Raw genomic sequence first — 12763 nt, 5'->3', positions numbered from 1 at the left:
GGTGCTGCGCGCGACCTTCCTGCCGCCGGAGCTCGGTACCGGTCCCCTCGCCCTGCCGCCGGCGCTGGCGCTGCACGGGGCGCGGGACGCCCTCGTCGGCCCGAGCCATCCGGAAACCCTGCGGCTGCGGATGGAAGAGGCGGGCGGGACCTGCCGCGTCCACCTCTACCCGGACCAGGGCCACGCCTTCGACCCGGCGACGGATGCCGACGCGACCGCGCGCGGCGTCGGCTTCCTGAAGCGTGCGTTCGGTCCTATCTGAGGTGGACACGTATCCGACCGCCGCCCTCCGGCGGCCCCAGCCGACGCGCGGCGCGAGACATCGAGACCTTCAGATGACGACAGCGCAAAATCCCGGCCTCGCCGACCTGCCGGCCGGCAACCCCTTCTCCGAGGCGGCCTGGGGCACGCCGGCCGAGCTTCCGCCCTTCGAGCGCATCCGGCCCGAGCACTACCTGCCGGCCTTCGAGGCGGCGCTGGCGGCGCACGACGCCGAGATCGCGGCGATCGCAGGCGAGGCCGCGGCGCCGAGCTTTTCCAACACCGTCGCGGCGATGGAGCGGGCGGGCCTCGCCCTCGATCGGGTCGCCGGGGTGTTCTACAACCTCACCGGCAGCCACACGAACCCCGAGCTGCAGGCGATCGAGCGGACGATCGGCCCCAAGCTCTCGCGCCACGGCAGCGCGATCTACCTCAACCCGGAGCTGTGGGCGCGCATCTCCGCGGTGGACGCCGACGCCGAAGGCCTGGGCGACGAAGAGCGCCGGGTGCTGTCGCGCTACCGCACCCGCTTCCGCCGCGCGGGCGCCGACCTCGGGCCGGAGGACAAGCTGCGCGTCGCCGAGATCGCCGCGCGGATGTCGGAGCTCGGAACCCAGTTCAGCCAGAACCTGCTCGCCGACGAGAGCCGCTTCCTGCTGCCGCTGGACGCCGCCGAGGACCGCGCCGGCCTGCCCGACTTCCTGGTCGCCTCGGCCGCCGACGCCGCCAAGGAGCGCGGCGGCGCGCACAGCCACGTCGTCACCCTGTCGCGCTCGCTGATCGAGCCGTTCCTGGTGTCCTCGACCCGGCGCGACCTGCGCGAGCGCGCCTACGAGGCCTGGATCCGCCGCGGCGAGGGCGGCGGCGACACCGACAACCGCGGCATCATCCGCGAGATCGTACAGCTCCGCGCCGAGCGGGCGCGGCTGCTCGGCTTCGACAGCTTCGCCCACTTCAAGCTCGACGACACCATGGCGGCGACCCCGGATGCGGCGATGGACCTGCTGCGCGAGGTCTGGACCCCCGCCCTCAAGCGCGCCGGCGCCGAGCGCGACCGGCTGCAGGCGATCGTCCAGGCCGAGGGCGGCAACTTCGCGCTCCAGGCCCACGATTGGCGCCACTACGCCGAGAAGCTGCGGCGGGCCGAGCACGACCTCGACGAGAGCGAGATCAAGGCGTACCTGCCGCTCGATTCGGTGATCCATGCCGCCTTCGACACCGCCTCGCGCCTGTTCGGCCTGACCTTCGCCGAACTCCCGGACGTGCCGCGCTACCACCCGGACGTGCGCGCCTGGCGCGTCGGAAACGCCGACGGCTCGGAGGTCGGCACCTTCCTCGGCGACTACTTCGCGCGGCCGACCAAGCGCAGCGGCGCCTGGATGAGCGCCTTCCGCTCGCAGGAGCGGCTCACCGGCGACGTCAAGCCGATCATCGTCAACGTGATGAACTTCGCCAAGGCCCCGGCCGGCGAGGCGCCGCTGTTGTCCTTCGACGACGCACGCACCCTGTTCCACGAGTTCGGCCACGCCCTGCACGGGCTCCTGTCCGACGTGACCTATCCGGTGCTGGCCGGCACCGCCGTGTCGGGCGACTTCGTCGAGCTGCCCTCGCAGCTCTACGAGCATTGGCTGGAGCAGCCGGAGGTGCTGCGGACCCATGCCCGCCACCATCGCACCGGCGAGCCGATGCCGGAGGCGCTGCTGACGAAGCTGCTCGCGGCCCGCACCTTCAACCAGGGCTTCGCCACCGTGGAATACACCTCCTCGGCGATCGTCGACATGACCCTGCACCTCTCGGCCGGGGGCGAGGACGGCCTCGACGTGGGCGCCTTCGAGGCCGACGCCCTGGAGCGCATCGCGATGCCGTCCGAGATCAACATGCGCCACCGCACGCCGCACTTCGCGCACATCTTCTCGGGCGACGGCTATGCCGCGGGCTACTACAGCTATCTCTGGTCCGAGGTGCTGGACGCCGACGCGTTCGACGCCTTCCGCGAGGCCGGCGACATCTTCGATCCGGCCACCGCGAAGCGCCTTCGCACCTACGTCTACGGCGCCGGCAACCTGCGCGACCCGCGCGAGGCCTACACCGCCTTCCGCGGACGCCTGCCGAGCACCGGACCGCTGCTGCGCAAGCGCGGGCTGGCGGCCTGACCTCCGGGTCGGGCAGCGGCCGCATCGTACGCCTGCGGGCCTACGGGACCGGAGGCGGAATGGGCCGACGAGGCCCGGCGGGGCGGTAACCCTTCGGTAAACAAACGTCCTTAACCAAAGCTTTCGACAGAGATGCCGGACGCGGAGGCGAGGGCCATGACGACGAACATCGATTCGCCCGCGGAGGCCATGAAGGCCTCGCCGGACGCGCTGCTGAAGGCTGCCGTCTCCGGTGGCAAGCCCAAGGCGGCGCCGACCGTGCCGACGGCCGCCAAGGTTGGCCGCCGCCTCGACGGGGTGGCGATGGGTCTGGCCGGGGCCGCCCTCGCGCTCGGCACGGTGCTCGGCGCCGGCACCGCGATGCTGGCGACGCCCCGTTCCGAGGGCACGGGCGTCGTGCTGGCCGAGATCAACGCGGCCCTCGAAGCCAACCGGCTGGAGGCCTCGCGCGTCGCCATCGCCTCCGACCGCCTCGACAAGTCGGTCGCCGCCCTCAAGGAAGTCTCCGAGGCCGCCCGCAGCGAGGCGAAGGTCCGCGGCGGCGCGCTGACGGAGAAGGTCGGCAAGACGGAAACGGCCCTGGTGGCCAAGATCGCGGCCCTGGGCGAGCGCATCGACCAGGCCGAGAAGGAGCAGGCCGCCCGCCTTGCGGCGACGACCGCGCAGGCGGACAAGCGCACGGTGGCGGCAGCCACCGCTCCGGCGCCCGTGCCCGCTCCTCTACCGGCCGCCAAGGCGGAGCCGGTCCAGACCGGAAGCATCACCGAACCCAAGCCGAAGCCCGCGATCATCGAGTCCTGGGCCGTGCGCGACGTATACGACGGCACCGCCATGCTGGAGGACCGCCGCCGCCGCCTCGTCGAGGTCGCGATCGGAGATTCGATCCCCGGCGTCGGCCGGGTCGAGGCCGTCGAGCGGCGCGGGCGGGAATGGGTGGTGGTGACGCGTCAGGGCCTGGTCACGCCGCAGCCCTGGTAGGGCGCGGTGAAAACCGTCAGCTCGAGGCGATCGGCGTCGGGGTGAGGGTGCCGGCGCCGACCGGGAAGCGATGCTCGATCGTCATCGGGTCGGCCATGATCGCGGCGCGCTCGGCGCGCTGGCGGCCATGCGTGAGGGCGCGGGTCTGTGCGGTGCGCGTCGGGTGCAGGATGGCCGCGAGAAGGGCTTGGCCTTCGAACTGGGACCCGAGGTTCTTGGCGTCGAAGACGGGCATGACCGGCCTTGCAGAGACAGCGGAGCGTCGGCACCGACGGCCCAGAAGAACTGGACCGTGCGGGAGTAACGGGGACAAGCTGAACAAGTTCCGAACCTTTGAGGATCGAAACTCTTTTTTCATCATTGCATTGCGGCGGCCCGGCCATGGTGCGAGATCGCACGCCGACTTGCAGCAGGGAGCGATTTCCAGACTACGCACCTGGGTAGAACGCCGTCGCAGGTCGTCGCGCGCGGTGCGCGTGCCGCGCTGCCTGCCGGAAAAGCATCCGTTGCACGCCTGCGCGATCAGCGGGTGTCCTCGCGCAGCAGCTCGGTGTTGACCGCGAACGCCGCCATCGCGCCCTCCGCGGCGGCGACGACCGCGAACTGCACCCGGCGCGAGGCGTCGCCGGCGACGTAGAGCCCGGGCACGTTGGTCTTCTCGTATTCGCGGGTCGGCACCACGCCGGCCTCGTTCAGGGTGCAGCCGAGCTGCGTGATGAGCGTCGAGGGCAGACAGCCCGTCGGCATCAGGAACACCGCGCGGCAGGGCAGGGCGGTGCCGTCGGCGAAGGCGAGGTGCGTCGGCCCCTCGGCGTCGCCGTCGAGGCGTGCGATCGGCGCCTCGACCAGCCGGACCCCGTTGCGCGCAAGGCGGGCGCGGTCGTCGTCGGAGAGTTCGGTCGGGTGGCCGTCGGTGCACAGCGTCACGTCGCGGCTCCACGCCGTCAGCTCCAGGGCGAACCCCTTGGCGACCGGGCCGTGGGCGTAGGCGGCGATGGGGCTGTCGCGCCGCTCGTAGCCGTCGCAATAGGGGCAGGAATGGACGCCCGCGCCCCAGTAGCGCGCGAAGCCGTGGATCGCCGGCAGATCCTGGTGCAACCCGGTGGCGAGGATCAGGCGGCGGGCGGATTCGCGGCGCCCGTCGGCGAGCGTGATCGCGAACCCGTCCGCGACCGCTTCGGCCCCGATCGCCTCGCCGTCGCGAAGTTCGACGGTGTCGTAGCGGGCGAGGTCGGCGCGGGCGAGGGCCCGGAGTTCGTCGGGCGGCGTGCCGTCGCGGGTGAAGACGCCCCAGGTCAACCGGGCGGCGGCGTTGCGCGGCGTGCCCTGGTCGACGAGCAGGACCCGGCGGCGGCAGCGCCCGAGGATCAGGGCGGCGTTGAGGCCCGCCGGGCCGCCGCCCACGATGATGACGTCGTGCATGCCGCAGCACCTCCGGATGTCGCCCCCGATCCCCTCCCTGGGCTCAAGCCGCGGCATGCGCGAACGTTTCTCGGGAGCGGACACGAAAAAGGGCGCCGGGGCGCCCTTCGTCGTCGTCCGGTCGCGCGGCCCGTCAGGCGGCGGCGGACTTCACCGGGATGCCCTTCTCGGCCAGGAAGGTCTGCAGCTCGCCCGACTGGAACATCTCGCGGGTGATGTCGCAGCCGCCGACGAATTCGCCCTTCACGTAGATCTGCGGGATGGTCGGCCAGTTGGAGAAGGCCTTGATGCCGTCGCGGATGCCGGCGTCGGCCAGCACGTTCACGCCCTTGAACGGCACTTCGAGGTAGTTGAGGATCTGCACGACCTGCCCCGAGAAGCCGCATTGCGGCATTGTGGGCGTGCCCTTCATGAACACGACCACGTCCTGGGACTTGATCTCGTTCTCGATGCTTGCGTTGACGTCGGTCATGGGTTTCGGTCCTTGATCTGCAAGGGTGATCTAATGATGGTCGGGGCGCGCTTTCAACACCTCGGCGAGACGTTCCAGGGCGCGGTCCATGTCGAAACCGTCCGACGACATCTCCTCGGGGGTGAAGGGCATCCGGTCCGGCAGTCCGCCGAGCAGCCTGTCGCCGAAGACGTCGAGCGAGGCGTCGGCGATCGTTTTGGCGTTCGCCGAGAGGCGCTCCCAATCGATCCTCTGGCGCAGGGAGGGACGAGAGTTCCGCTGCGCCGAGGCCTGGAAGACCAGGACCTCCTTGCGCCAGGAACGGGTCGACTGCGCAGCCGGCGCGGAGGCATATTTCAGCACGTCGATCAGCATCTGGGACATCGCGCTCTCGACGCGATCGATCTCGGACCGGCCCACGCCCTCGATCTCCTCGGCGACGTTCTCCCAATCGAGGACGTTCGACAGCTCGGGGCGCGTCGCGAGGGACCGCAACGCGGCGACCTGCTGGTCGGCCCACGTCACCGTGTGGTCGTCGTAGAGGCTCGGCTGGTCCATCGGCACCACCGCTGCGGCGACTAATCCTGCGGGACGCCCGTCGTCAGCGCAAGGGCGTGGAGCACGCCCCCCATCCGCCCCTGGAGCGCGCCGTAGACCATCTGGTGCTGGGCGACGCGGGTCTTGCCCTTGAACGCCGCCGACAGCACCGTGGCGGCGTAGTGGTCGCCGTCGCCGGCGAGATCCTTGATCTCCACCTTGGCGTCGGGCAGGGCCTCGACGATCATCCGCTCGATCTCGCGCGCGTCCATCGGCATCGGTCGGTTCCTTGGTCGGGGTTCAGGCAGCGGCCGGCAGGCTCGCCATGTAGGCCGGCAGCCAGCCTTCGTGCGCCTCACGAAGCTCGGCGACGGGTATGGTCTGCCCGCCCGGCAGGGTCAAACCGTCGCCCTCGACGACGCCGACCACCGAGGCGTCGATGCCCTGCGCCGAGGCGGCGTAGAGGATGTCGGTCGCGACCTCGGCCGGCACGGCGACGAGATAGCGGGCCTGGTCCTCGCCGAAGAGGTAGGCGTGGGCCGGCATGCCCTCGGGGGCCTCGGGCAGCGTCGCGCCGAACGAGCCGGCCATTGCCATCTCGGCCAACGCCACCGCGAGGCCGCCGTCGGAGAGGTCGTGGACGGTGTCGACCTGTCCCGAGACGATCAGCCCGCGGACGAAGTCGCCGTTGCGGCGCTCGAGCGACAGGTCGACGGGGGGCGGCGCGCCCTCCTCGCGACCCTCGATCACCGACAGGTAGATCGACTGCCCGAGCCAGCCCTCGGCCGCGCCAACCAGCACCAGCACGTCGCCCGCGCGCTTCAGGGCGATGGTGGCGTGGCGCGCCACGTCGTCGAGCACGCCGACGCCGCCGATGGTCGGGGTCGGCAGGATGCCGACGCCGTTGGTCTCGTTGTAGAGCGAGACGTTACCGGACACGACGGGGAAGTCGAGCGCCTTGCAGGCCTCGCCGATGCCCTGGATGCAGCCGACGAGCTGGCCCATCACCTCGGGTTTTTCCGGGTTGCCGAAATTGAGGTTGTCGGTGATCGCGAGCGGCCGGCCGCCGACGGCGGTGATGTTGCGCCACGCCTCGGCCACGGCCTGCCGCCCGCCCTCGACGGGGTCCGCCTCGCAATAGCGCGGCGTCACGTCCGCGGTGAGGGCCAGCCCGCGTGGGCCGTCCTCGACGCGGACGATCGCCGCGTCGCCGCCGGGCTTCTGCACGGTGTTGCCGCCGATGAAGTGGTCGTACTGCTCGTAGACCCAGCGCTTCGAGCACAGCTCGGGCGAGCCGACGAGGCGCTTCAGCGCCTCGGTCAGCGAAGCGGGCGCGGCCACGTCCGCGGCGTGGATCTCGGGCAGGTGCGTGTTGGCGATGTGGGGCCGGTCGTAGAGCGGCGCCTCGTCGCCGAGCTCCTTGATCGGCAGGTCGGCGACCACGTCGCCGTGCCACTTCACCACGAAGCGCAGGGTGTCGGTGGTCTTGCCGATCACCGCGAAGTCGAGGCCCCACTTCACGAAGATCGCCTCGGCCTCGGCCTCCATGCCGGGCTTGAGCACCATGAGCATGCGCTCCTGGCTCTCCGAGAGCATCATCTCGTAGGGGGTCATGCCCGCCTCGCGGGCCGGCACCTTCTCGATGTCGAGCTCGACGCCGAGATCCCCCTTGGCGCCCATCTCGACCGCCGAGCAGGTGAGCCCGGCCGCGCCCATGTCCTGGATCGCGATGACCGCGCCGGACTTCATCAGCTCCAGGCAGGCCTCGAGCAGGAGCTTCTCGGCGAAGGGGTCTCCGACCTGCACGGTCGGACGCTTCGATTCGGTCTCGGCGTCGAACTCGGCCGACGCCATGGTGGCGCCGTGGATGCCGTCGCGACCGGTCTTGGAGCCGAGGTAGACGATCGGGTTCCCGACGCCGGAGGCCGCCGCGTAGAAGATCGCGTCGGCCTTCGCGAGGCCCACCGCCATGGCGTTGACCAGGATGTTGCCGTCGTAGCGCGGGTGGAAGCCGACGGCGCCGCCCACCGTGGGCACGCCGAACGAGTTGCCGTAGCCGCCGATGCCGGCGACCACGCCCGAGACGAGGTGCCGGGTGCGGGGATGGTCGGGCGAGCCGAAGCGCAGGGCGTTGAGCGCCGCGATCGGGCGCGCGCCCATCGTGAACACGTCGCGCAGGATGCCGCCGACGCCGGTCGCCGCGCCCTGGTAGGGCTCGATGAAGCTCGGGTGGTTGTGGCTCTCCATCTTGAAGACGCAGGCGAGCCCGTCGCCGATGTCGATGACGCCGGCATTCTCGCCCGGGCCCTGGATCACCCAGGGGCCCGTCGTCGGCAGACCGCGCAGGTGCTTGCGCGAGGACTTGTACGAGCAGTGCTCGTTCCACATCGCCGAGACGATGCCGAGCTCGGTCAGCGTCGGGTCGCGCCCGATCAGCCCGCGGAAGCGTTGGTACTCGTCCGGCGTCAGGCCATGCTGGCGGACGAGCTCGGGCGTGATCGGGACGTCGTTGCGGAACATGCGGCGGTCTCGACGAAAATCCGGTCCCGATGAGAAGGTGCCCATCGGTGAGGTAGGCGCCGGCTCGGGGGTCGCCACGGCTCTAGAGGGTAAGCGCCCGCCCTGGCAACATTCGATCGCGCATCCGGGCGGGACCGTACCGGGGTCGAAGCGCTCAGGCCCGGGCCGGCGCGTCCGCGTCGGCCTCGGATGCGCTTCCGGGCTTCGCCCTGCGGCGGCGGTCGATCGCCGCGTGCACCGGTTCCGCGCCCGAGACGAGGGCGACGTAGTCGAACCCCTCCGTGTCCAGGCTCGACATCAACAACTGGAAGTGCATCTGGAACAAATTGAAGCGCCGCCCCCGGATCAAGCGGTCCTCGATCAGGTCTTCGAGGCGGACGTAGCGCGTCGCCGGGCGCGTCCGGTCGGGGGAGGGCACGTCGGAGGCGGTGAGCGGATCGCGCAGGTGGATCGACAGCCAGTCCCAGGGGGCGCGCACGTCGAGCCAGCGGATGTGGTCGGCAGCGGCGAACCGCGCGAGCGCCGCCCGGAACGCCACGGCCGGCCGGTCGAGGGCGATCCAGGGAATCACGCTGCCGAGCGTCACGAACGAGACCGGGGTGTCGCGGGTGCCGAAGGCCGGGTCGGCCGCCAGGATGCGGTCGAGCACCTCGATTCCGAGGAAGCTCGAGGAGGAATGGCCGACCACCACGATCTCGTCGGCCGTCCCCTCCGCGGCGGCGATGCGCGCGGCCATCGCGTCGAGGCGGTCGGGCATCCGCGGCTCGCGTCCCGCCGCGTGGTCGTGGGTGAAGGCTGTGTCGTCGACGAGGTGGGCGCAGTAGAACGGCTTGCCGCGTGTGAGCGCCATGATGCCGGCCAGGATCGCGTAGGCCGCGACCGGCACCGCGAGCCAGGACCAGGGCCGCCAGCCCGCCGGCAGCGCCGGCGGCAGGAGGGCGCCGAGCGCGAGGCTCAGGGCGACGAACAGCAGGAACAGGTACTGGACCCCGAAGATCACCATGGCGAAGCTGCGCGCCTCGCGGCGCAGGCGGCGCTCGTAGCCCGAGCGCCGAAGCCGCCACAGCAGGGCCGGCACCGTGCCCAGGCGCCGCCAGTTGGCGCGCGGGAAGCGGGCGCGGACGATGTCGTCCCAGCGCAGCAGGCCGTAGCGCGTGCGGGTGGCGCCGGATTGCACGGTCCAGTCGAGGCTCAGGCGGTCGGCGCTGCGCGACGGTTCGCCGACCGCGATGTCGACGCCGCGGCGCGCCGCCGTCAGCCGGCTCTCGCGGCGGAAGAGGCCCCAGTAGGTCTCCGGTTGGCGCGGGTCGAAGCCGGGCAGGTAGAAGACCTGGCGCGTGGTCGTGCCCGGCCGATCGGTTGCGGGCCGCTCGACCGTGGGCAGGTCGGCCGCGGCCGTGTCGCTGGACTGGGGAATGACGACGCGTTCCGGCGCTGGTGCTGGCAAGGGATTCCGGCTCCCTACACGACGGCGCGGCCCCGAGACGAGCGAAAAGACCGATTCCCGCCGCTCACGCGGCCGGGGGATGCGCCAGGAACTCGGCGATGGCCGCGACGAACCGGTCGCCGTAGGCCTCGCGCTTGCGCTCGCCGACGCCGTGGACGGTGCGCAGCGCGTAGAGGTCCACCGGCTTGCCCTTGGCCATCTCGATCAGCGTCCGGTCGGGAAACACCATGAAGGCGGCGATGTTCTCCGTGCGCGCGATCGTGGCGCGCAGGCCCCGGAGGTGCTGGAACAGGGCCTCGTCGGCGGGGCTCAGGTCGTCCGAGCCTGCGTCGCGCACGGCGCCCGCGCGGCGGCGCTCGCGCGGCTCGGCGGATTTCGGCTCCGGGTCGGGGCGGAGTTCCACCGGCTCGCGGCCGAACAGGATCGCCTCGCCCTTGTCGGTCATGGTGAGGCCGCCGTAGCCGTCGCCGTTCTCGGCCACCGCGCCGGCCGCGAAGAGCTGGCGCAGGATCGCCCGCCAGGCGGCGACCGGCTTGTCGGCGCCGACGCCGAAGGTCTTGAGCTGCTCGTGGCCGTTGCGGCGGATCGGCTCGCTCGCCTTGCCGTGGACGACGTCGCAGACGTAGGCCGCGCCGTAGCGCTGCCCGGTGCGCACGATCGCCGAGAGGATCTTCTGGGCCGAGACCGTGCCGTCGACCAGCGTGACGCCGCCGCGGCAGAGGTCGCACCGGCCGCAATGGCCGCTGGCCTCGTCGAAGTAGGCGAGCAGCGACTGCCGGCGGCAGGCCGCGCCCTCGCACAGCGAGATCATGGCCTCGAGCTTGCGCCGCTCGACGCGGCGGCGCTCGTCCGGCACCTCCTTCTCGTCGATCTGGCGGCGGCGCAGCGCCATGTCGTCGAGGCCGTAGAGGGTCAGGGTGTCGGCGGGCAGCCCGTCGCGGCCGGCCCGGCCGATCTCCTGGTAGTAGCCCTCGACGTTGCCCGGCATGTCGGCGTGGCAGACGAAGCGCACGTCCGGCTTGTTGATGCCCATCCCGAAGGCCACCGTCGCGGTCATCACGACGCCGTCCTCCTGCAGGAAGGTGTCCTGGTTGCGCATCCGCGTGCCCTGGTCGAGGCCGGCATGGTAGGCCAGCGCGTTGAAGCCGTCCTTCTTCAGGCTCTCGGCCAGCTGCTCGGTGCGCTTGCGCGACGAGCAGTAGATGATCCCGCTCTCGGAGCGGCGGTGCTTGAGGAAGCGCTCGATCTGCCGGGTCGGGTTGTCCTTGGCGGCGAAGGTCAGGCCGATGTTCGGCCGATCGAAGGAGTGCACGAAGGTCCTGAGGTCGCGCCCTTCCGGAAACAGCCGCTCGGCGATTTCGGCCCGCGTCGCCTTGTCGGCGGTCGCCGTCAGCGCCACGGTCTGGACGTCGCCGAGCGCCTCGCGCGCCCGCGACAGGGCGCGATACTCGGGCCGGAAGTCGTGGCCCCATTGCGAGACGCAATGCGCCTCGTCGACCGCGAGCCGGCGGACGCCGGCGCCGCGCAGCGCGTCCATGCAGCCGTCCATCAGCAGCCGCTCGGGCGAGACGAAGAGCAGGCGCAGCTCGTTCGCGCGGATCATCCGCCAGGTCTCGCGCGAGACGGATTCGGCCACCGACGAGTTGAGCGTCGCGGCCGCGACCCCGAAGCCGCGCATCTGCTGCACCTGGTCGTGCATCAGCGCGATCAGCGGCGAGACAACGACGGTGAGCGAATCCTCGACCAGCGCCGGCAACTGGTAGGTCATGGACTTGCCCGAGCCCGTGGGCATCACCGCGAACACGTCCGCCCCTGACAGCACCGCCTCGATCACCTCGTCCTGGCCGGGGCGGAAGTCGTCGTAGCCGAAGGTGGTCTTGAGGGCGCGCCGCGCGTCGTCGAGTCGTGAGGTCATGCCTGTCCCAGGTGAGGCGGCCGCTTGCCGGAGAGTTGTGTATACACTAGCGTTCACGCGTCTACACGGAGGCGAGGGCGATGCCCCTGAATATCCGAAGCGAAGAAGTGAACCGGTTGGCGGAGACGCTGGCCTCGGCCGCACGCGTCAGCAAGACGGAAGCCGTGCGTATGGCGCTCGCCAACGAGTTGCAACGGCGCGATGCGTCGCTGACCGCGTTCCTGGACGGGATCAAGCTGATCCAGGATCGCATCGCGGCCCATCCGCAAACCGGGCTGGAGGCCGACAAGGCGTTCTTCGACGCGTTGAACGGCGAGCCCTGATGTTCGTCGACGCCTCGGCGATCGTCGCGATCCTCGCCGGCGAGCCCGGACACGCGTCACTGGCGCGGGCCATCAAAGCAGCGCGCGATCCGATCACGTCCGCGCTGGCCATCTTCGAGACCGCGAGCGCGCTCGCCCGAAAAAACGCGCTCGCGATCGAAGCTGCCGAGACGGAGACCTACGCGTTTCTCGATCTCGCGGGCATCCGGATCGTCGCTCTCGGCGACGAGGAAGCGCGCGGCGCACTTGCCGCCTATGCCCGCTTCGGCAAGGGGCGGGGCCACCCGGCCCGACTGAACATGGGTGACTGCTTCGCCTATGCCTGCGCGCGGGTCCATGACGTCCCGCTCCTCTTTATCGGCGACGACTTCCCGCAGACCGATATCCACTCGGCGGCAGGCTGAGGCGAAGTCGCCCGAGGCGATCACCCGATCCGCACGATTTCGGCGGCCTCGCCGAGACCGTCGAACATCGACGGATCGGCGCCCGTCATGAACACCTGTCCCGGCAGCGCGTCGAGCGCCTCGAACAGGCCGGCGCGCCGACGCGGGTCGAGGTGGGCGGCGACCTCGTCGAGGAGGATCAGCGGCGCGATCCCGCTCATTGCCCGCACAAGCCGGGCGTGGGCCAGCACGAGGCCGATCAGCAGCGCCTTCTGCTCGCCGGTCGAGGCGGTCGCGGCGGGCACGTCCTTGGGGCCGTGGCGGACCACGAGGTCGCTGGTCTGCGGGCCGGAGAGCGTGCGCCCGGCGGCCC

14 protein-coding genes are annotated in these 12763 nt (G+C 71.3%); 5 read left to right on the top strand and 9 right to left on the bottom strand.

Annotated features, from left to right (window positions below):
- From FV222_RS07255 to FV222_RS07245, 3 genes are all read left to right on the top strand, one after another.
- Positions 1-262 (top strand): prolyl oligopeptidase family serine peptidase (locus FV222_RS07255; RefSeq protein WP_187277247.1); only part of this gene is annotated, 262 nt, incomplete at its 5' end.
- Positions 263-335: 73 nt separating this feature from the next.
- Positions 336-2414, top strand: coding sequence for a M3 family metallopeptidase (locus FV222_RS07250; RefSeq protein WP_147764489.1), 2079 nt, complete (start codon positions 336-338; stop codon positions 2412-2414).
- 156 nt (positions 2415-2570) lie between these two features.
- Positions 2571-3392, top strand: a complete 822-nt coding sequence (locus FV222_RS07245) for a hypothetical protein (protein ID WP_147764488.1) — start codon at positions 2571-2573, stop codon at positions 3390-3392.
- A 16-nt stretch (positions 3393-3408) separates the two neighbouring features.
- Here FV222_RS07245 and FV222_RS07240 read toward each other — a convergent pair whose 3' ends face one another.
- The 8 genes from FV222_RS07240 to recQ form a co-directional block, all read right to left on the bottom strand.
- On the bottom strand, positions 3409-3627 hold the full coding sequence (locus FV222_RS07240; protein WP_147750749.1) for a hypothetical protein: 219 nt from the start codon (positions 3625-3627) through the stop codon (positions 3409-3411).
- A gap of 287 nt (positions 3628-3914) precedes the next feature.
- Complete coding sequence (locus tag FV222_RS07235) at positions 3915-4814, bottom strand: NAD(P)/FAD-dependent oxidoreductase (RefSeq protein WP_147813656.1); 900 nt, start codon at positions 4812-4814, stop codon at positions 3915-3917.
- A gap of 133 nt (positions 4815-4947) precedes the next feature.
- The gene (gene grxD / locus FV222_RS07230; RefSeq protein ID WP_147750751.1) at positions 4948-5286 is read right to left on the bottom strand and encodes a Grx4 family monothiol glutaredoxin; all 339 of its coding nucleotides are present in this window, start codon (positions 5284-5286) and stop codon (positions 4948-4950) included.
- 30 nt (positions 5287-5316) lie between these two features.
- Positions 5317-5823 (bottom strand): DUF29 family protein, encoded by a 507-nt coding sequence (locus FV222_RS07225; protein WP_147764486.1) that lies wholly within the window; start codon positions 5821-5823, stop codon positions 5317-5319.
- Positions 5824-5843: 20 nt separating this feature from the next.
- A complete protein-coding gene (locus FV222_RS07220; RefSeq protein ID WP_147727612.1) occupies positions 5844-6080 on the bottom strand; it encodes a BolA family transcriptional regulator in 237 nt (78 codons plus the stop codon).
- Between the two features lie 22 nt (positions 6081-6102).
- Entirely contained in the window at positions 6103-8322 is a 2220-nt protein-coding gene (purL, locus tag FV222_RS07215; protein WP_147764485.1) for a phosphoribosylformylglycinamidine synthase subunit PurL, read from the bottom strand.
- Between the two features lie 154 nt (positions 8323-8476).
- Positions 8477-9706, bottom strand: a complete 1230-nt coding sequence (locus FV222_RS07210) for a hydrolase (RefSeq protein ID WP_147813660.1) — start codon at positions 9704-9706, stop codon at positions 8477-8479.
- 127 nt (positions 9707-9833) lie between these two features.
- Positions 9834-11684, bottom strand: coding sequence for a DNA helicase RecQ (gene recQ / locus FV222_RS07205; RefSeq protein ID WP_147813654.1), 1851 nt, complete (start codon positions 11682-11684; stop codon positions 9834-9836).
- Between the two features lie 80 nt (positions 11685-11764).
- Here recQ and FV222_RS07200 point away from each other — a divergent pair, with 80 nt between their 5' ends.
- Both FV222_RS07200 and FV222_RS07195 read left to right on the top strand, forming a co-directional pair.
- On the top strand, positions 11765-12007 hold the full coding sequence (locus tag FV222_RS07200) for a type II toxin-antitoxin system VapB family antitoxin (RefSeq protein ID WP_147750755.1): 243 nt from the start codon (positions 11765-11767) through the stop codon (positions 12005-12007).
- Positions 12007-12411, top strand: a complete 405-nt coding sequence (locus tag FV222_RS07195) for a type II toxin-antitoxin system VapC family toxin (RefSeq protein ID WP_147764483.1) — start codon at positions 12007-12009, stop codon at positions 12409-12411. Before FV222_RS07200 ends, FV222_RS07195 begins: the two co-directional genes overlap by 1 nt.
- A 20-nt stretch (positions 12412-12431) precedes the next feature.
- Here the strand turns inward: FV222_RS07195 and FV222_RS07190 are convergent.
- The coding region (locus FV222_RS07190) for an AAA family ATPase (protein ID WP_147813652.1) at positions 12432-12763 on the bottom strand (332 nt) is incomplete at its 5' end.

The organism is Methylobacterium sp. WL103 (genome assembly GCF_008039885.1).
Lineage (GTDB): Bacteria > Pseudomonadota > Alphaproteobacteria > Rhizobiales > Beijerinckiaceae > Methylobacterium > Methylobacterium cerastii.
The sequence above is the reverse complement of the archived record's forward strand: the minus strand, read 5'-3'. Positions and strand labels throughout refer to the sequence as shown.